Genomic DNA, 20188 nt, shown 5'->3' with positions numbered 1-20188 from the left:
TATGAGTAAGCCAGTAGTAGGAATAATCATGGGCAGTCAGTCCGACCTTAAAGTAATGAAAGAAGCTGCGGAAATTCTCGAGGAGCTTCAGGTTGCATACAAACTGACCATCGTGTCGGCTCATCGTACACCAGACCGAATGATTGATTATGCACGTTCTGCGCGTTCAAAAGGCTTAAAAGTAATTATTGCCGGGGCAGGAGGTGCTGCTCACCTTCCTGGCATGGTAGCTTCCATGACTACATTGCCCGTTATTGGGGTTCCTGTTAAATCCAGCAATTCCATTGATGGGTGGGATTCTGTTCTGTCTATTCTACAAATGCCAGGTGGCATTCCTGTAGCAACAGTTGCCCTGGACGGAGCCAAAAATGCGGGTATCCTGGCAGCGGAAATGGTAGGTGCTTTTGATGAGTCAGTAGCCAAAAACCTGGAAAAGTACAAAGATGAATTGAAAGAAAAGGTATTAAAATCAGCCGAAAGTATAGAAGAAAAAGGCTGGAGAGGAAGCAAGATAGGTTTTTAGATCTCAGACCCTTTTCTCTACATATTCAGGGGTTTAGCCTAAACGTAATCCGGTATGATTGCTATTGTATATTCTATACCTTTTTAATAGCTTTCGGCAATGAAAATTTTATCTCTATGGTCTGGCCCGCGTAATGTATCCACCGCACTGATGTATTCATTTGCGCAGCGCCCCGACACCAAGGTAATAGATGAACCGCTTTACGCACACTACTTATCAAGAACTATTGCAAACCACCCTGGTGAGCAAGAAGTCCTTAATAGTATGGATCATGATGGTACCAGAGTATTAAATGATCTACAAAAATACTCTACTGACCGAGACATACTTTTTTTGAAGAGTATGGGCCATCATTGGGTAGACCTTGATGAAAAGCTACTGGATAGCATGGAGCACCTTTTTCTAATCAGAGACCCAAAAGAAATGTTGCCTTCTCTGATCAACCAATTAGAGGAGCCTGCATTAAGAGATACAGGACTAAAAGTGCAAAAAGACCTATTCCAGGTTCTCGAAAAAAAAGGTAAAAAAGTTCCTGTAATTGATGCTAAGCATCTCCTTAATGACCCACAACGAATACTTCAAAAAGTTTGTGACGCATTAGACATTCCTTTTTATCCTTCAATGCTGAAATGGGAAAAAGGACCTCGGCCTGAGGATGGGGTTTGGGCTAAGTATTGGTATCACCGAGTACACCAGTCAGAAGGTTTTACACCATATGAAAGTAAAAAAGAGCCTTTCCCAAAACGATTAAAGCCTCTTTTAGATGAATGCGAACCTTATTATAAATTTCTATACCAAAAAGCTTTAAAAATCTGATATGCGAAATGTACAACTTCCAGACCCAAGAAACGAAAACATTCTCATCAATATAAATGGTAAATTGTATCCCAGGGAGGAGGCTAGGATATCTGTTTTTGACAGTGTGGTTCAAGGTGGTGATGCTGTTTGGGAAGGTTTACGAATCTATAATGGAAAGGTATTTATGCTCGAGGAGCATATTGACCGTATGATCTCATCAGCAAAAGCAATGGCTTTCACCGAGATACCATCACGAGACTACATAAAAGAAGAGGTTTTTAAAACACTCCATGCAAATAAGATGTACGATGAAAGTCATATTCGTCTTACCCTGACCCGAGGCAAAAAGGTAACTTCAGGCATGAGTCCTCATTTTAACCAATACGGCCCAACCCTTATAGTATTGGCTGAGTGGAAAAAACCTGTCTATAGTTCTGAAGGTATTAAGTTAATTACATCCTCTATCAGAAGAAACCCTCCTCAATGTGTAGATTCAAAAATCCACCACAATAACCTGATTAATAACATACTTGCGAAAATTGAAGCTAACCTTGCCGGAGTTGATGATGCGGTAATGCTGGATATAGACGGATTCGTTTCAGAAACTAATGCAACCAACATTTTCCTTGTGGATAACGGAGCAATAAAGACTCCTTTTGCTGACAGCTGCCTACCAGGAATAACCCGACGAAATGTTATTAATCTCGCTAAGGAAAATAATATGGAAATGGAGGAAAAACGAATTTCAATAGCCGAAATGTACATCGCTGATGAAGTTTTTGTTACCGGTACCATGGGCGAAATATCCCCTGTATTGAATATAGATGGAAGGACCATTGGCTCTGGCGAAAAAGGCGAAGTCACTAGCAATGTCCTTGCCCTGTACCGAGAAAAAGCTAAGAGTCAAGGTGTTGTTATCCCTCGCTCATAAATACCTTCTCGGGTGTTAAAATAAAACTGTTTAAATTCTGCCTATGAATCCTTCAAAAAAGGGCTGGCTTAGTGAGTTTCTTCATTATAGAAAGAACCTGTTCTTAAGGTCCAGAGAATTCGAAAAGACTAAAAAGGGGCAGCACCCAGACCAATCTTTTTATGGCATAATTCAGCCCACTGGTATTATGTATGGATACCCCATACACGTCTACGACCTTGAGAGGGATTATGGGTGGCAACAGCTTGACACCGTTAAGGTTCTACTTGCGGATAGTTTTATTAATATAACAGAGTTATACACATCAAGTCCCGTAGAAACATTAGATTCTTTTTATAAGCTTATGTATGAGACCATGGATAGCGTTAACCATTTCTACAATGGTGTTTACCCAGAAATCTCTACCGCATTGACCAATTGGCTGGGCCAAAAAAAGGATGTCTTATTAACTACTGAAAAGATACTAGAAAAACGGCTTGATATTATTTTTAAAAAGAGCAGAAACTTTTGGACGGATTTCTTCAACCACAGTCAGTTATTTCTTGATATTTATATTTTCGGACAATGGAGCCACACTAACCCAGACCGGGTATTATTGGAATTTTTTAAAGATGAAAAGGAAGAGTTAAGTTATACTGCTGTAAAAGTAATGGCTGCAGCCGCCCATGCTAATAAACGCGTAGAAAGTGAGGAAGAAAAGCTCTTTGAGCATTTTATAGAAAATTCCGGACTGCCTGCAGAAAAGAGGCGTGTTGCTTATGAGTATTTTGGACACGGGTTGGCTATTCAAGATATTCCTGTTGAAGCGACTGACCCATGGGTGATCAGGAAGTATTTTCTGGAGCTTGCCATACTTACTATTTGGTCAGATAAATTGGTTGAAGGTATAGAATGGGATTTCCTGAATAACTTTAATAAGTCGCTAGGCTTCTCGAGTGAGGACTTTGACAGTAGCATGATAGCTGTTGAGGGCTTTGTGCTTCAAAACTGGCACCAGCTGGATAGCCTTCAGCTCAACAAAGATCACCGAGCTATTAGTCTGGACTATGTTGGGCGTATAGCAAGAGTCACGGAGAAGTATAAGAATAGAATAAAGCTTGAAATGACTAATGATCTCGAGCTGATTGAAATCCTAAAGAAGGGAAAAATATCAGAGCTCTCTGAGGAAGAAAAAGAAATACTTCGGGTGAAGTTTATTAATATACTTAAAACTATCCCGAGCTTTAGGGTAATTGCACTACCTAAAGACTTTCTTTCCTATGAAGTTTTATTGAAAGTTGTACCCAAAAGTGTCATTACAGAAATGGCAAAGGGCAGCTAAATTAATTCACCGAATCGGCTTTTGGAATAACCAAAGACATTATTATCGATGCAGTCAGTGTCACTATAATAACAGTAAAGGAGACTACAATATCCACATGGATGTTGACTATCTCCAATAACATTTTGGCTCCGATAAAGATAAGTATGAATGAAAGTCCCTTTTGCAGAAGGTGGAACTTATCAATTATACCAGCAAGCAAAAAGAACTTGGCTCTCAACCCAAGTACAGCAAAAATATTGGATGTGTAAATAATAAATTCGCTCTGGGTAATGGCAAAAGCAGCAGGGATGGAATCGACCGCAAAGATTAAATCCGTGGTCTCAATCAATAGAATTACCAGAAACAATGGGGTAAACAAAATAGAGCCTCCCTTTTTAACGATAAACCTTCCTCCAAAGTCACTTTTTGTGATTTTTAGATACTTTCTTGCAAACCTCAATAAGGGGTTTTTGCCAGGATCAATGTCCTCATCTTCTCCCTCAAAAAATATTTTAATCCCTGAGTAAACAAGAAAAACACCGAAAATATAAAGAATCCAATAAAACTGACCAATGAGATATGCTCCTACGAAGATGAATATTGCCCTGAAAACCAGAGCCCCAAGTATACCCCAAAAAAGGATATTGTGATAGTATTCCTCCTTTACCTGAAAATACCTTAGGATAAGAAGTATTACAAAAATGTTATCAACCGATAATGCATACTCAGTAAGGTAGGCAGAAAAATATGTTAAGGCTTTGGTTGAACCTCCATCGTACAGGTAGATAAGATAACCAAATGCAACCGAGATCACAACCCAAAAAATAGATTGGTACAAGGCCGACTTAGTAGAAATACGATGGGCTTCCTTATTAAATATCCCCAAGTCAATAACAAGGAAAAGCAGTATAACCACCCCAAATACGGCGAACAGTATGGACTCATGTGTATTATCAAAAAGAGCAAAAAGGAACATACCCTGTACGTCTTCTACTGGAGTAATTAAATTTTAAATTAAAGGGTAACAACAGCTAAAAAGAACAAATTATTACCAACCATATCCAAGCAAAACTACAAAAATAAACCCATGATAATATCACGTAAACAGTTAATTTTTGAATCTTTAAAATGGTGCTCAATATAACATTTTAATCAGTTACATTGGTTACATATTCCTTGAATCAATAAATTTTTTTGGTGGGCTTTAAACCCCGCAGGCAGGCTTATATCAGGAATTTGTATTTCATCAAGACATTGCGTGTGCCCACATTGTTCACATTTAAAATGAACATGTTCATGGTTATGTTCTTCTTTGGAGCACTCACTACAAAGCGCATATTTAGTAACTCCCTCATCATCAAGAACCTTATGTATTAGACCCTTATCCAAAAAAGTCTTTAAGGTACGATAAACCGTGACTCTGTCAAAAGAATGGTCAACCTCTTGCTCTATGTCAGAGTGAGATAAAGCATGTTCATTATTGAAAAGTAATGTCAGGACCTCCGCTCTGCATGGAGTAGATTTAAGTTTGAAATTATTCAGTACATTCTTAAGGTCCATTTTCTAATTTTTAAGTGAGTTGAAACTGAAGCTTTAGCAGATAACTATATATACCCTCATCGTATCTGGATAGTTCCTCATGAGTACCCGTCTCAACAATTTCTCCTCCTTTAACTACAAAAATATTATCTACTTTTCTGATGGTGGCCAGCCTATGAGCAATAATAATCGTAGTCCTTCCCTTCATCAGCTCATCCAATGCCTCCTGGACCAATACTTCTGATTCCGCATCGAGCGAACTTGTAGCTTCATCAAGTATCAACAATGCAGGATCTTTCAAAATTGCTCTTGCTATGGCTATACGCTGCCGCTGGCCTCCTGAAAGCTTTATACCCCGGTCTCCTACTAATGTATCAAAGCCTTCAGGAAAACCTGTGATAAAATCATAAGCATTAGCTTTACGTGCAGCCTCAACTATTTCCTCGTCAGTAGCATTTGGCTTTCCATAAGCTATATTTTCTCTTATACTACCACCAAACAATATAACTTCCTGGGGCACTATCCCAACATTTCGTCTGTAATAGGCCAGATCATACTCATTAATATCATTCCCATCGACCTGTATAGCTCCGCTGGAAGCTTGGTAAAACCTCATCAGCAATTGTATAATCGTAGACTTCCCTGCTCCACTGGGGCCAACTAGTGCTACTTTTTGTCCTGCTTCAATATTTAATGACAGACTCTTCAATACTTTTAACTTTTTTCTGGAAGGGTATGCAAAAGAAACCTCGCTAAACATAATATCTCCTTGCAGCTTACCCTTGCCTACAATCCCCTCTGTGGTTTCAGCATCCTCATTAATAATTTCAAGAACACGCTCCGAAGCACCAATCGCACGCTGAAGGTGCCCATATATGTCGCCAAGACCGGCTATCGAACCCCCAATAAAAGTTGTGTATAACACAAAAGAAAGAAGCCCTCCAATGGTCATAACATCATCAGCAACCAGATTGGCGCCGTACCACATAACCCCAACTATACCCCCAAACAGAGCAAAAATGACGAAGGAAATAAATACACCTCGATATTTAGCCGCTTTTATAGCAGTATTAACGGTGTCTTTCAAAGCCTTGCCATATCTATTGATCTCTAGTCCTTCATTAGTATAAGCTTTGACCGTATTCACAGAATGCAGAGTTTCTTCAACAACCACATTGGCTCCAGCCAATTTATCCTGAGTAGATTTAGAAAGGTTTCTTATAAATTTTCCAAAGAACAGTGCTGCGATAATCAGTATGGGAAAAGTCGCCAACATAAATACGGTTAGCCTTGGTGCAAGATAAAGTATAATTCCTGTTCCAATAATCAATGTAGCAAACTGCCTGAATAATTCAGCCAAGGTAACCGAAAAGGTATCCTGAAGCATAGAAACATCTGAAGTAATCCTACTGATCAGCTCCCCCACTCTCCGACTGTCAAAGAACTTTACTGGCAACGTTATCAACTTACTGTAAGTGGATAGCCTTACATCAGCCATTGAGCGCTCACTTACCTGAGCAAACAGGTACACTCTGAAAAATGAAAAAATACTTTGAGTTAATAGTACGCCAACCAAAGCTACAGCTACTTTATTGACGCTATTAAGTACCCACACTTCTCCACTAGCTACATCTATCAGCTTACCTGTCAGGTAGGGAAAAGCTAAAAGTATAGTGCTACTAAAAAACAGACATACCATACCAAGAATAAACAAGCCTTTGTAGGGCAGCGTATATTTGAATATGCCTATTAGCTTTTTAAAGTTTGTTTTATTGAGTTTTCTTTTTTCCTCAGCACTCAGAGGGTCTTTTCCTCTACTTTTCGCCATTATGATTTATTAATTATGCCTTATATAGCGTTTAATCCGCAAATCTATTCAGATAAAGCGTCTTAGACTAATTTATAAATAAAAATCCCGGAAGTAGCACCGGATAACCTTCTGCAATTTATTTTTTTGGCCTAACTTTAGCCATCATAAATATAGACATATGTATCAGGTAAAAAGACTGTTAGTAGGGCTTGATCTATCCGAAATGGACGAAAAGCTTATTTCATATACTTCTGGGTTAGTTAAGTTGTTTGGCGTTGAGATGGTCTATTTTTTTCATGTAGCTAAATCATTCGATTTACCTAAAAAACTGATAGAGAAATACCCAGATCTCGTAGCACCTGTTGATGAAGCCCTGGAAAGAGATATTAGAGAGAAAGTTAAAAAGCATTTTACTGCTACATGTGATTTTCAGGTGGCCGTTCGGGAGGGTAATGCCGAGGATAAAATATTAAGGTTCGCTGACCTGAAAGAGATCGACCTTATGGTGATGGGCAGAAAGCAAGAGTTAAAAGGTCAAGGTGTGCTGCCTGGTAGGTTAGCGAAAACTATACACTGCTCTGTTTTACTTGTTCCTGAAAATGCAACTGATAGAATTACAAAAATTCTAGTCCCGGTAGATTTTTCCAAGACTTCTTCTATGGCCTTGGACGAAGCTGTTTTTATTAAAAAGTCAACAGGTGCAGATATTTTATTGCATAACTCTTACCGTGTACCTTCAGGTTATCATCTCAGTGGAAAGTCATATGAAGAGTTTGGGGAAATCATGAAAAGCAATGCTTATGAAGATGCCGTCGAGTTTTTACAAAGATCTGAGCTTAAAGCAAGTGATGTAGAAATCGAACTGACACTTGATGAGCATGACGACCCTGCAGAACTATCTTATGCTTTGGCTAAAGAAAAAAATGCTGACCTAATTGTAATTGGATCAAAAGGAAGAACAGGCCTTGCGTCTATTCTACTTGGAAGTGTAGCGGATAAAATGATCCAGTATGACAGTAATATACCTCTAATAGTGATAAAAGATAAGAAGGCTAATCTCGATTTTCTTCAGGCTTTGCTAAAGCTTTAAAGCTTTATCTCTGCCTTGATTTCAAAATTAACGGAATCTTTGAAGATCATTTTCTGAATACCCTTAACAGAATATTTGTGAAGCAAGGATGAGCCTGTAAAATCGTTAAAAACAAATTTTAGATTTCTTTTGGAATGATAGACAGGGTTATTTTCAACATATTCCGCTTCGATAATGCGTATATTATCCGGTGTATCTAAATAATACAGCTTAAGATAAGGAACCTCAAGATCATCTGACAGCCCTGCATATTCTTTAACCTTCAAGTTACTGTAAGGATCATTATATTCTTTTTCTTCGTAATATCCCTGCAATGCAGACTTATTAATATTTATTTTTTCCAGCATTTGAAACTCTCTATCCCAGGCATCAACGCTGTCCGGTTTGATTGTTCCTTCAGAAGTTTTATCATTGACCCTTGCCCATTTACTAATCTGGGCATTTCCTTTATATAAAAGCTGCTTTTGCCTTTGCATTAAGCTATCAGTGTCGAAATAGATTGACACAGTTCTGTCTGGCTTCGTTTGACATGAAGCCAGACAGAAAAGTAACATCAATATTAATAGGTTTTTCATCAGATCAGATCAATACTTCTCCTGTCATTTCTGATGGTACTGTTACTCCCATCATTTTTAGTATGGTAGGTGCCAAATCACCAAGTTTACCATCTTTAACAGGGCCATTAAAATTATCCTCAACGAAAACACAAGGCACAAGGTTGGTAGTGTGTGCTGTATTTGGTGTACCATCTGGATTGATCATGATATCTGAATTTCCATGGTCAGCTATGATTATAGTGGAATAGCCATTTTTTAAGGCTGCCTCGGTGACGGCCTGAGCGCAGCTATCAACTGTTTCACATGCTTTAACTGCAGCTTCAAACACACCAGTATGCCCCACCATATCGGGGTTTGCAAAATTAAGACATATAAAATCAGGTGCTTTGCTATCTAGTTCTGGAATAATCTTGTCCCTAATGTCTTTTGCACTCATTTCAGGTTGCAAATCATAAGTTGCTACTTTAGGAGAAGGGCACAGTATGCGCTTTTCTCCTTCAAACTCTCCTTCTCGACCTCCTGAAAAGAAAAACGTAACATGCGGGTATTTCTCGGTTTCAGCTATTCTGATTTGCTTCTTATGATTTATCTCAAGCACCTCACCAAGAGTATTTTGTAAATTATCTTTCTCAAAAATAACCTTCACACCATTAAAGGTATCATCGTAAGTAGTCATGGTCACATAATACAGATCTAACTTATGCATATTTTGATCATGAAAATCCTTTTGCGTTAATGCCTGGGTAATCTGCCTTCCTCTGTCGGTTCTAAAGTTAAAACAGATCACAACATCACCATCTTCAATTTTTGCCAATGGCTGATTGTTTTCGTCAACACATACTATCGGCAAAATAAATTCATCCGTAACACCTTCCTGGTAAGATTCCTTTACAGCCAAAAGCACATCTTCTGTCTGCTTACCTTCACCGTGGACCATTAGGTCATACGCTTTTTTTACACGTTCCCAACGGTTATCACGGTCCATGGCATAATACCTGCCAACAACCGAGGCTATTTTACCAGTAGTTTTCTCCGTGTGAGCCTGCAAATCAGTCAAATACTTTTCTCCTCCCTTAGGGTCAGTGTCCCGGCCATCTGTAAAAGCATGTATGTAAACCTGATCAAGGCCTTTCTCATTGGCTATAGAACAAAGCCCCTTTACATGATTAATATGCGAGTGCACCCCTCCGTCAGAAACTAAACCAATAAAATGAAGCTTCTTATTTTCTTTTTTTGCATAATCAAAGGCATCGTTTAAAACCGGATTATCATCGATGGTATGCTCCTCAAATGCCTTGTTGATCTTAACCAGATCCTGATATACCACTCTCCCAGCACCTATGTTCATATGACCTACTTCTGAATTCCCCATTTGCCCTTCCGGCAAACCAACAGCCAGGCCTGAAGCCTCTAACTTGCTATGGGGGTATTTCTCCCAAACGGAATCCATAAAAGGGGTCTTTGCCTTGGCAATAGCAGATATTTCCGGGTTTTCTCCTAAACCCCAACCATCAAGGATCATCAGAAGTACTTTCTTGTTCATAAGCGCATTTTTACTGTTAAAACGCAAAAAACGTTAATTTTAAGATGGTATTCAAAGCAATCCGTTAAAAGTTAATTTGTTGTGTACTATTAATCGTCGTATCATTCTTATCTAAAGCGGCCCTAAATCAAACACATACATTGGGCACAGTTAAAAAAGGTTCAATTAAGCTCTGCCTCTTTCAAAAAGTTATTACAGAGAAATACTTATATGTCAGAAAACGTATATTGTCTATATTTGGAGCGATATGGCTAAAACCAAAACCGTATATTTCTGCCAGAACTGTGGCTACGAATCTGCCAAATGGCTGGGCAAATGCCCTGCATGTAATACGTGGAATAGTTTCGTTGAAGAAGTTACTAAAAAACCTTCAGGAACAGATAAAAATGACTGGCGAAATAGTGGCGGAGAGAAAGTGGTATCCACACCGAAAAAGATTGAGGACATCACCCACGAAAAAGAGCAACGTATTAATACCAGAAGTGGAGAGTTAAACAGAGTGCTTGGTGGTGGGCTTGTGCCAGGCTCTGTTATACTTATTGCCGGAGAACCCGGCATTGGTAAGTCGACATTGATGTTACAAATAGGGCTTTCCGTTAAACAGAAAGTGCTCTATGTTTCAGGCGAGGAAAGTGAGCAGCAAATCAAGATGCGGGCCGATCGCATGACTGAGATCAAGAGTTCAGAAGAGTGCTACATTTTGGCCGAAACTTCCACTCAGAATATTTTTCAACAAATTGAATTGGTTAAGCCGGATATACTGGTTGTGGACTCTGTTCAGACATTACATTCTGGCAATATCGAATCAGCTGCTGGAAGTGTTTCTCAGGTCAAGCAGTGTACAGCTGAACTCATTAAACATGCAAAAGAAACAGCTACACCAGTTTTTCTCGTAGGTCACATCACTAAAGAAGGTGCTATAGCAGGACCAAAGGTGCTTGAGCACATGGTAGATACTGTACTCCAATTTGAGGGAGACCGACATTTGACTTATAGAATTTTACGAACCACAAAAAACCGCTTTGGCTCTACTTCTGAATTGGGCATTTATGAGATGATGGGTACAGGACTCAGAGAGGTAAGTAATCCGTCTGAAATTCTGATTTCACAAAAAGATACCGAGCTCAGTGGGGTAACTATAGGGGCCACCATTGAAGGTAACAGACCTTTGCTTATTGAAATTCAGTCATTGGTTAGCACAGCAGCATATGGTACTCCTCAAAGGAGTTCAACCGGGTACGATGCCCGCAGGCTAAACATGTTGCTGGCAGTATTGGAAAAACGATGTGGTTTCAGGCTAGGTTTGCAGGATGTGTTTCTCAACATGGCCGGCGGTATCAAGGTGGAAGACCCAGCCATTGACCTGGCTGTATGTTGCGCCATTATCTCTTCTTTGGAAGAGGTGACTATTTCGGACAAAACCTGCTTTGCCGCTGAAGTCGGGTTGGGAGGAGAACTACGTGCTGTAAATCGCCTTGACAATAGAATTGCAGAAGCACAGAAGCTTGGATTTGAAGAAGTTTATGTTTCAAAATTTGGTATGAAGGGTATAGACCCTAAAAAGTATCAGATAACTATAAAACCCTTTGCTCGGATTACTGAGGTATTTAACGACTTATTAGGGTAGCTTGTCAAGTTAATTAGAAAGAGATGGAAGAGTTTTTATCAACCTACGGAATAGACCAGGAGACATTCCGAATCATAATCTTGCCTTTAATGATTTTCTTTGCAAGGATAATGGATGTTTCCATCAATACGATAAGGATAATTTTTGTGATGACGGGCCGAAAGTTAATTTCAACAATTCTCGGTTTTTTTGAGTCCTTGATCTGGTTGTTGGCCATAGGGCAAATTTTTCAACACATCGACAATGTTTATTCATATATCGCTTATCCAGCAGGTTTTGCTGCTGGTATCATGGTAGGCATGCTAATTGAAGAACGACTCGCTTTAGGGAATGTAGTCGTAAGGGTAATTTCTTCCGAAGACCTATCAGGGTTAATCAATGTTTTGGAAACTCAAAAAGTCCGATATACTCTGGTATCTGCACAGAGCGGAACAGGTGAAGAAAAACTACTGTTCACTGTAGTAAAAAGGGATAATCTGCCATTGCTACAAGCCGAAATACAAAATCATGTACCAAGCGCTTTTTATACCGTTGAATCTGTAAAGAGTGCCTCTGAAGCAGGTATCTTAGCAGAGCAACCGAGTCGTAGAGGTATTGGCACCTGGTTAACTTCAATAAAAAGAAAATAATAAGTCCGACCTCAAGATCTTATAACCTTCTACCCTGTAAGCCTCCAGTATGGATGGCTAGTATTTTTGCGCCTTCATCAAAGTATCCTTTACTTATTTTATCGTAAACACCGTACATCATCTTGCCCGTGTATACCTGATCCAATGGAATGTCATGTGCAGCTTCAAATTGCCTTATAAAGTTGATCAATTTGGAAGTCGTTTTAGCGTAACCCCCAAAATGATAGTCTGTCTCAATTTGCCAATTCAGACTCAGCGGTCTGTTATGCTGATAGGTACTTAAAAAGTTTTTAACATCATCAATAAGAAAATCTCCTTTCAAAGCAGAAAAGCCAATCACTTGCTGATACTTATCAGATGCAGAAATAACTCCGGATATCGTGCCTCCAGTTCCTACAGGCAGAGCGATGAAATCGAAACTCCTAACTTCATCATCTACAATTTCTTCACAGCCTTTTATTGCCAAATCGTTAGTACCCCCCTCAGGCAATAAATAAAATTCTCCAAATAATTCCCGAAGGCTCGCTATGAACTGTTCCTCCCTTTTATTTCGGTAATTCTCCCGAGTTACAAAATGAAATCTCATGCCATTATCCCTGGCAAAACTCAACGTGGTGTTTAAAGGTTTGTCAGCAAGCTCGTCCCCGCGGATAACACCAATGGATTGAAACCCCGCTTCTTTCGCTGCGGCCGCTGCTGCATAAATATGGTTTGAATAAGCTCCACCAAAAGTTAGAAGCGTGCGGTGACCATCTTCGTGCGCCTTAAGTAAATTGTATTTGAGCTTCCTCCACTTATTTCCGGAAACATAGGGATGTATCCTATCTTCTCTTTTAATAAAGAGTCGAATCCCTTTCTCATTAATCCACGTCTCCTTAACCTCCTCAACGGAAGGGTTTTCATAAAGCTTAAGCATCATTTGTTCATTTCCATATAATCCAGAGTAAGGTTTAGCAGAGCTTTTACACCAGTAAGCATACCACTTTCGTCGATTATAAAATCAGGTGTATGATGCCCCCCTAAATTTACAGCGGGTTCAGAAGAGCCCAAAGATCGACCCCCTACAAATATGTACAGTCCGGGTATTTCTTTCTGAAAAAAAGAAAAATCCTCAGCACCAGTAACCGCATTAACCAAATTGACATTACCCTTTCCTGCTGCTCGCTCTAAAGATGAGACCATTCTCGAAGTTAACTCTGGGTCATTGTATGTGACAGGTACCAGCTTTTGTATATCAACATGAGCTGTAGCACCTGAGCTTTCGGCTATTTTGGTTGCAGTTAACCTCACCTTGTTATGGATCATTTCCTGCATCGAGGTATCCAAGGTGCGTATAGTACCAATTAATTCAACCTCCTCAGGAATAATATTGAAGCGCACCCCTCCTCTGATCATTCCAACGGTAAGCACGGCTGCCTCTTTAGTGAGTTCTGTTTGACGACTGATGATTGTTTGCAGACCGTTAATTATCTGTGCCGACACCACTATGGGATCTACACCTCCCCAAGGAGTTGACCCGTGAGCCTGCTGTCCTTTTACCGTAATGGTAAACCTATCAGAAGCTGCCATCGCACCTCCTGGTTTATAGTTGATCTGTCCTACAGGAGTGCCCGCACTAATGTGTAAACCAAAAATAACTTCCGGAGCCGGATTTTTTAAAACACCTTCTTTCACCATCAGCCCTGCTCCTCCCGTTTCGCCCGGAGGTGCTCCTTCCTCTGCTGGTTGAAAAATAAATTTAACGGTCCCGGGTAAATCTTCTTTTATAGACGATAGCACCTCGGCCACGCTCAACAAAATAGCTATATGTGTATCATGGCCACAGGCATGCATAACACCAGTTTCCACTCCGTTGTACTCCGTTACGACCGTTGATGCAAAAGGCAATCCTGTTTTCTCCGTAACGGGCAGCGCATCTATATCGGCTCTCAATGCCACAACCGGACCCCTTCTACCTCCTTTTAGTATTCCTACCACACCTGTTTTAGCCACGCCGGTCTGTACGTCCATACCAAGATTTTTTAAATGAGCAGCGATTTTTTTTGAAGTCTCGAACTCTCTGTTTGAAAGCTCCGGGTTTTCATGAAAATATCTTCTCCACTCAATAGTTTTCTCCTCAATCTGGGCTGCCTTTTGGCTGGCAATATCTTGTATAGAATTTTCTTGGGCTGATAGTTGTATTGCGATCAGCAAAAAGAAAAGCAAATAGGTAATTTTCATGGCGACGTGTTTATAAAGTATATAAAACTAACGATATAACTTTATTTTTAACAGTCGCAAAAAGATTAACTTCTGCCCGGCTACTTATTTACCGAATGTTGTAACCCTGGTACATTGATGGTCACATCACCACCGGATGTATTAATATAAACATTGCCTGGGTAATTGGATTTTGCTCCTATTCTCCCTTTTACCCTGACATACCTCTGTTTATCATCGGTATATACTTTATCCAGTTTTACATTTTCATGAGGTAGAAAAAGCGACTCGTCCTTCGCTGAAATATCTACCAGAAGATAGCTGTTTGGCATAAAACCAAGTGTTATATCAGTATACTTCCCGGAAAGGTCAATTTTATTGAAGCTGAAAGGTATTGATTTCACCCGCAATTCCCCATAGTTCATATCCAACTTCAGGGTTTTTTCCATTTCTTGCAGTTCTATTTTCGAAAATGTGGCCTTACCCTCCAGAATACTAACTTTATCAATATTAAAGCGTTGATCACCTCTCGAGTCCAAGGATATTTTATTAGCTTCTTTAATCGTTACTTCTGACGAACTACTCTTAATATTGACATTACCCAGTTTAATGATATCCGCTTCAACTCCTTTTAGCACCAACACACCCTCGTTCAGTTGCTTTATTCTGACATCTCCATACCCAACTTCAATATTTGAAGCAGCATTAAACTTATTGGCTCTAAGGTTACCATGCATCAAATTAATTCGGCATTTGCCACTCACCTCATGCATGTAAATGTCGCCGAATTTATTTTCAATATCCAACACCATAGTTTCAGGCATGTTAATCTCATAATCAATCTCAATCTTGTTTTTACTGAGAAGTGTTTTAGAATAATCGCTGATGTTGTTCCACAGCTCCTTAAAAAAACCTGACTTTCTATCTAAAATGGTCTCTATGGTCAGGTATGGACTGGTACTTCTGAAATCTATATCTACTCTTTCCAGCATTTTTTCAGCATCATCGTAGTCCTTTCCGTATGCAGTAATTTTTACTTTTACATTTACAGAGTCTTTAGACCAGGTGTTGATCACCACTTGTCCATATTTATTGATAAGTTCCAGATAGCCATTTTCGGACATACTGAAATCCCTTTCAATTGTTTTTGTAAGTTTGGTGTCATCGTTATCACCCGGTTTGGCAGCTGCCTGTAGAAAACAAGCGCATAATACTGCACTAAATATTAACCTCACTATTTTGTTCTCTATTATCATGTTGCTTGATTTCCTTTAAAATTTGTTCGAGAATGCTAAGTTTGAGCCTGTAATTAGTGATCATTGCTTCCACCACTTCTTCATTATCTGCATTATCCTTAAGGTCCTGTTTAAGGTCCTGATAAGCACTATCCAAGGCTATAAGATTATCCATTACTTCCTTATCAACGCCTGCTTTGCTGGCTTTAATAATACTTAGTTTTTCTGCGACTTGTTGAGAGTAATAATATTCGGTTTCGGCGAGTTCAGGCGAAATTTCATGTAAAGCCACACCTTCTGAGCTATCGTTAAACTTCAAACTTATAAAACCCCAGCCTACTATTACTAACAACAAAATTGTCGCAGCAATTTTGCCAGCAAAGGGCCAAATATTCCGGCGGGATTTATTCAACCCCTGTTCTACATTACTCCACATTTGGTCAAAATCGGCATCAAACAAGTCAAAATCTTCCCTTCTGCTATCGACTGACTCTTTAAGCTTGTCTTTCATGAACTTTGTCTTTAATACTCAAAATTTTTCTAACCTTACTCTTCGCCTTACTGTACTGAGCTTTTGACGCCGATTCTGTAATTCCGAGAATTTCCCCTATCTCCTTATGATCATAACCCTCAAAAAGATATAAGTTCAGTACCGTTTTACAGCCTTCAGAGATCTGATCTATAGCTTCAAGGACTCGCCTGGCTTCATACTTTGAATAATCAAGGTCTACTTCTTGTTCCTCTTCAAAGTCCTGATGATCTTCCATAGCCACGGTCATCAACTTTCTTTTTTTCAACGCATTAAGGCAATGGTTGACAACAATTCTCTTGATCCATGCGCTAAACGTAACTTCACTCTTCAAAGAGTTGATCATGCTAAATGCCGTAATAAAGGCATCCTGTAACACATCGCGAGCCTCTTCTTCATCTCCCATCATTCTACGGCAGATATTATACATAGCCTTCACATACAGCTTATACAGCTCGTTCTGCGCCTGTCGATCTCCTTGCTGGCTACGCTGCACCAGATATTTATGTATGGTGTGTTGTCCGGACTCCACTCAATTAATATGTTATAACAATGACAAGAATTTTAAATGGAGGTTTCCTTCCTATAAGAAAAGTTTTTATAAATCGTTATCTTTTCAAAAAGGTGGCTTCTATTTTTTAAGAATCTGTCATCATCAATTAGCAAATGACGATAAAAATTTCGGTTTATGTAGTGTTACTAGTGGCTTCATTAATCTCTGTAATCACAACTCATGCTCAAAAGCTAATTTACCGGATAGATTATAAGGAAGATTCGATTGGGTACATGATCGCTAAAAAGTCATTTGCTAATAATAAAGTTATTTACGAACTAGAAACCAAAGCAAAATTTAAGCTAATCCTCAATTTTAATCACACCGCATATTACAAAGCTGAATATGAAAATAATGTGCTAAAAGAGTCTTTATCAGAAAATTTTTTAAATGAAAAACAGCGATCTAAAACAACAGCTAAACTACTGAAAGGCAACTATAACATTAAAAAGGGTGATGAATTGAAAATAGAGAATCGTCTTATTAGTGAAAGCATTGCATATCTATATTTTAATGCACCTCTAAAAAAAGAGATTTTTTCAGAAAAGCATGGTCAGTTTTGCCCTATTCGGAAAGTGTCGCAAAACAAGTATGAGCTGCTCAAACCTGATAATCAGATTAATGTTTACCATTTTAGAAATGGTATATGTGACAAAGTAGAGGTAAACACTTCAATGGCTACAGTCTATTTAACCAGAATTAAATAGCAGATTCTATAGTATTGACAGACAATATCTTTAACTTTCAAGTTTTATAACTAAAGACAGAGGATGGAAAAAGAAAAATTAACGGTTGACCAGGTTCTGTCAATGGACCTGCCCAATATTATTTTATATGCCGCTCCGGTAATGATATCACTGGTTATCATCGAATGGATAATTAGCTTTCGTCAAAATAAAGATTTCTATGACGGTAAAGATACCATAGCAGCTACAGTAATTGGGCTTGTCAACGTTGGAATAAGTGCAGCAATAAAAATAGCAACCTTTGGTATTATATTATTTTTCTACAACCTCGTACCCTGGAGTATTCCCCATACTTGGTGGGCCTATGTGCTTTGTCTGATTTGGATTGACTTTTGGAGATATTGGGCTCATCGAGTTGCACACGAAAACCGTTTTTGGTGGGCTACACATGTTACACACCACAATTCAACAAAATACAACTGGTCTGTCTCTTTTCGATTGGGGTGGACACAACATATTAAAATCATTTTCTTTATTCCTGTGGCATTGGCCGGATTCAACCCTGTGGTATTCTTTATTTGCCATCAAATTGAAGTATTATATCAGTTTTGGATACACACAGAATATATCAGAAAGTTGCCCAGACCTATTGAATATATTTTCACTACACCTTCTCATCACCGGGTCCACCATGCTAAAAACGCCAAGTATCTGGATAAAAATTATGGTTCGACATTTATATTCTGGGATAGAATATTCGGAACATTTCAACCAGAAGAGGAACAAGCTGAATATGGCATAACTACCCCTGTTAACTCTTATAATCCTGTTTATCTGTGTTTTCATGAGTGGATCGATATTGTAAAAGATATAAGGAATTCAAAGTCAATAAAAGAAGCATATGCTATGGCATTTACGAGACCGAGCAAATTGGAAGAGCGAAAAAATGCTTTTAAGGATGCTGTAAAAAATTCCAGAGAAAGAAAACTATCCAGTATTAATGAATAGTACGACCCCATTGTTTCATTTAGCATTTCCGGTGGCTGACCTTGAAGCTACCAGAAAATTTTATACAGAGGTGCTGGGCTGCTCAACGGGCAGAAGTTCAGAGCATTGGATTGATTTCAATTTCTTTGGCCATCAAGTAGTAGCACACCTAAAGCCTGAGGAGGCAGGATCAGGCCATACCAACGAAGTTGACGGGGACAAAGTACCGGTCAAGCATTTTGGTGTTATTCTGGAATGGCATGCTTGGCATGAATTCGCTGAGCGGCTTAAAAGCCACAATATTAAATTTATTATTGAGCCCCACATTCGTTTTAAGGGGCAAGTGGGAGAGCAAGCCACAATGTTCTTCCTTGATCCTAGTGGCAATGCTTTAGAGTTTAAGTCTTTTAAAGATCCTGATCAGGTTTTTGCTCATTGAGTATATGAAGCCATCCGTTGCTCTTTTAATATTTCCTTTTGATTTTTTCAATAAATCATTTTTTCAGCGTTATTTGAGTTAAGATAAAAATTGTACAATGCTTAAATCTCAGCTAATATTTCTCCTGACTTTCTTCTTTTACCTTTCTTCCTTTGCTCAAGACGATGTCAGCATCATCAAAACATTGGACTCTCTACAGTATGGAGCCGAACTGCCTAAAGATATACTCCAGAATAAATCCGTAGCACTGGTACAAATTCCTCCTAAAGGTACAACTCCTATGGTGAGAGGTGATTGGAAAAAATTATCGGAGCTTACTCAACCCGGGTTTAAAAAAGCAGGTATCGATGTAGTAACGTATTATCATGTAGAGGACATCTATAGTGGCAAAGAGTCATACCTGGCCTTTATGGAAGAATTTAAAAAGAGGGAACTTGAAAATGTGGTGTTTATAGTTCAGAAAAATGGAACTTATCGAATTGTACTGACAAAAGTAAATGATGAAAAGCAGTTGATAAAAGCAGAGCAACCAGCATGGCAAACTCAAAACACTGATCTTTCTATTGCACTTGACAACCTCTACAAGGCCACTGCCAGTTCATCTCAAGATCGTGATAACCTTTTGATATTGGAAGTCCCTGAGTTTGGAGAAATGGCCAAAACCATTGATGGAAGGAGAGGTGAATATTATGACCTGAATTTCTCATCTGAAAAACTGGCCATTCCTATTTTTGCAGATACTTCAAAAATCAATGCCGTAATGACTAACTACCCATATAAGTTTGGCTTTGTAAACCCTGACCTGGAGGAGAAAAAGGTGAGAGCAGATGGTCACCAATATATTTTATATTACGTACATAGCACCGGAAAATCAGTAAAAGAAATGTTAGAATACACTATTACCGATACAGAGACTGCTTATGTCTCAGAGGTAGTACGTGATGACCAGGCAACAATACACTCTTATAGCATCAATACTCCAGTATACAAATTCTATATCAAGCACATCTATTCTGGCAATGTTTTTCTCGGAAAAAAATGGGATGCCGCTCCTACCTGGGAAGAAGCTCTTTCTAACTACATCAGTAATCTGCGAACAGAGCTGATCAGAAACTAAAAAACTACACTGTACTCCAAAGGAGTATAAAGTATACAAAGGCTGTCTATTATTTAGGCAGCCTTTTTATTTTCCTATATGGAACCCTCGATC

21 protein-coding genes are annotated in these 20188 nt (G+C 39.0%); 11 read left to right on the top strand and 10 right to left on the bottom strand.

What is annotated here, in order from left to right; genetic code table 11:
* The first annotated feature begins 1 nt into the window (after position 1).
* The 4 genes from purE to JMN32_RS07415 all read left to right on the top strand — a co-directional run bounded on the left by purE (position 2) and on the right by JMN32_RS07415 (position 3573).
* Positions 2-523, top strand: coding sequence for a 5-(carboxyamino)imidazole ribonucleotide mutase (gene purE / locus JMN32_RS07430; protein ID WP_202855679.1), 522 nt, complete (start codon positions 2-4; stop codon positions 521-523).
* Positions 524-622: 99 nt separating this feature from the next.
* A complete protein-coding gene (locus JMN32_RS07425) occupies positions 623-1339 on the top strand; it encodes a sulfotransferase-like domain-containing protein (protein ID WP_202855678.1) in 717 nt (238 codons plus the stop codon).
* Between the two features lies 1 nt (position 1340).
* Positions 1341-2252, top strand: coding sequence for an aminotransferase class IV (locus JMN32_RS07420; RefSeq protein WP_202855677.1), 912 nt, complete (start codon positions 1341-1343; stop codon positions 2250-2252).
* A 43-nt stretch (positions 2253-2295) separates the two neighbouring features.
* Positions 2296-3573: a hypothetical protein gene (locus tag JMN32_RS07415; RefSeq protein WP_202855676.1), complete on the top strand. Its 1278-nt coding sequence runs from the start codon at positions 2296-2298 to the stop codon at positions 3571-3573.
* 1 nt (position 3574) lies between these two features.
* Here JMN32_RS07415 and JMN32_RS07410 read toward each other — a convergent pair whose 3' ends face one another.
* The 3 genes from JMN32_RS07410 to JMN32_RS07400 form a co-directional block, all read right to left on the bottom strand.
* A complete protein-coding gene (locus JMN32_RS07410; protein WP_202855675.1) occupies positions 3575-4531 on the bottom strand; it encodes a TerC/Alx family metal homeostasis membrane protein in 957 nt (318 codons plus the stop codon).
* 176 nt (positions 4532-4707) lie between these two features.
* Positions 4708-5115, bottom strand: coding sequence for a Fur family transcriptional regulator (locus JMN32_RS07405; protein ID WP_202855674.1), 408 nt, complete (start codon positions 5113-5115; stop codon positions 4708-4710).
* A gap of 10 nt (positions 5116-5125) precedes the next feature.
* The gene (locus JMN32_RS07400) at positions 5126-6922 is read right to left on the bottom strand and encodes an ABC transporter ATP-binding protein (RefSeq protein WP_202855673.1); all 1797 of its coding nucleotides are present in this window, start codon (positions 6920-6922) and stop codon (positions 5126-5128) included.
* Positions 6923-7082: 160 nt separating this feature from the next.
* On the opposite strand from JMN32_RS07400, the gene JMN32_RS07395 reads away from it, so the two are divergent.
* Positions 7083-7994: a universal stress protein gene (locus JMN32_RS07395; RefSeq protein WP_202855672.1), complete on the top strand. Its 912-nt coding sequence runs from the start codon at positions 7083-7085 to the stop codon at positions 7992-7994.
* On the opposite strand, the gene JMN32_RS07390 is transcribed toward JMN32_RS07395, so the two are convergent.
* Both JMN32_RS07390 and gpmI read right to left on the bottom strand, forming a co-directional pair.
* On the bottom strand, positions 7991-8569 hold the full coding sequence (locus JMN32_RS07390) for a hypothetical protein (RefSeq protein ID WP_202855671.1): 579 nt from the start codon (positions 8567-8569) through the stop codon (positions 7991-7993). The two genes, JMN32_RS07395 and JMN32_RS07390, sit on opposite strands and share 4 nt — an antisense overlap.
* Positions 8570-8573: 4 nt before the next feature.
* Positions 8574-10094 (bottom strand): 2,3-bisphosphoglycerate-independent phosphoglycerate mutase, encoded by a 1521-nt coding sequence (gpmI, locus tag JMN32_RS07385; RefSeq protein ID WP_202855670.1) that lies wholly within the window; start codon positions 10092-10094, stop codon positions 8574-8576.
* A 247-nt stretch (positions 10095-10341) separates the two neighbouring features.
* Here gpmI and radA point away from each other — a divergent pair, with 247 nt between their 5' ends.
* Both radA and JMN32_RS07375 read left to right on the top strand, forming a co-directional pair.
* A complete protein-coding gene (radA, locus tag JMN32_RS07380) occupies positions 10342-11721 on the top strand; it encodes a DNA repair protein RadA (RefSeq protein WP_202855669.1) in 1380 nt (459 codons plus the stop codon).
* Positions 11722-11744: 23 nt separating this feature from the next.
* A complete protein-coding gene (locus JMN32_RS07375; protein ID WP_202855668.1) occupies positions 11745-12350 on the top strand; it encodes a DUF2179 domain-containing protein in 606 nt (201 codons plus the stop codon).
* 19 nt (positions 12351-12369) lie between these two features.
* Here the strand turns inward: JMN32_RS07375 and JMN32_RS07370 are convergent, their stop codons facing one another.
* From JMN32_RS07370 to JMN32_RS07350, 5 genes are all read right to left on the bottom strand, one after another.
* On the bottom strand, positions 12370-13269 hold the full coding sequence (locus JMN32_RS07370; protein ID WP_317191767.1) for a 1-aminocyclopropane-1-carboxylate deaminase/D-cysteine desulfhydrase: 900 nt from the start codon (positions 13267-13269) through the stop codon (positions 12370-12372).
* A complete protein-coding gene (locus JMN32_RS07365; RefSeq protein WP_202855667.1) occupies positions 13266-14570 on the bottom strand; it encodes an amidohydrolase in 1305 nt (434 codons plus the stop codon). The genes JMN32_RS07370 and JMN32_RS07365 overlap by 4 nt, the downstream gene beginning before the upstream one ends.
* Before the next feature lie 80 nt (positions 14571-14650).
* Positions 14651-15805: a DUF4097 family beta strand repeat-containing protein gene (locus JMN32_RS07360; RefSeq protein ID WP_202855666.1), complete on the bottom strand. Its 1155-nt coding sequence runs from the start codon at positions 15803-15805 to the stop codon at positions 14651-14653.
* Complete coding sequence (locus tag JMN32_RS07355) at positions 15768-16295, bottom strand: hypothetical protein (protein WP_202855665.1); 528 nt, start codon at positions 16293-16295, stop codon at positions 15768-15770. The genes JMN32_RS07360 and JMN32_RS07355 overlap by 38 nt, the downstream gene beginning before the upstream one ends.
* A complete protein-coding gene (locus JMN32_RS07350) occupies positions 16279-16845 on the bottom strand; it encodes an RNA polymerase sigma factor (RefSeq protein WP_202855664.1) in 567 nt (188 codons plus the stop codon). Before JMN32_RS07350 ends, JMN32_RS07355 begins: the two co-directional genes overlap by 17 nt.
* Positions 16846-16979: 134 nt before the next feature.
* Between JMN32_RS07350 and JMN32_RS07345 the strand changes: the two genes are divergently transcribed.
* The 4 genes from JMN32_RS07345 (at position 16980) to JMN32_RS07330 (ending at position 20095) form a co-directional block, all read left to right on the top strand.
* Complete coding sequence (locus tag JMN32_RS07345) at positions 16980-17573, top strand: DUF6134 family protein (RefSeq protein WP_202855663.1); 594 nt, start codon at positions 16980-16982, stop codon at positions 17571-17573.
* 63 nt (positions 17574-17636) lie between these two features.
* Positions 17637-18560, top strand: a complete 924-nt coding sequence (locus JMN32_RS07340; RefSeq protein ID WP_202855662.1) for a sterol desaturase family protein — start codon at positions 17637-17639, stop codon at positions 18558-18560.
* A complete protein-coding gene (locus JMN32_RS07335; protein ID WP_202855661.1) occupies positions 18553-18978 on the top strand; it encodes a VOC family protein in 426 nt (141 codons plus the stop codon). The genes JMN32_RS07340 and JMN32_RS07335 overlap by 8 nt, the downstream gene beginning before the upstream one ends.
* Before the next feature lie 97 nt (positions 18979-19075).
* On the top strand, positions 19076-20095 hold the full coding sequence (locus JMN32_RS07330; protein WP_202855660.1) for a hypothetical protein: 1020 nt from the start codon (positions 19076-19078) through the stop codon (positions 20093-20095).
* The last annotated feature ends 93 nt before the right edge of the window (positions 20096-20188 follow it).

The sequence above is a fragment of the Fulvivirga marina genome, from assembly GCF_016775155.1.
Lineage (GTDB): Bacteria > Bacteroidota > Bacteroidia > Cytophagales > Cyclobacteriaceae > Fulvivirga > Fulvivirga marina.
This window is presented reverse-complemented; position numbering and strand designations above follow the sequence as displayed.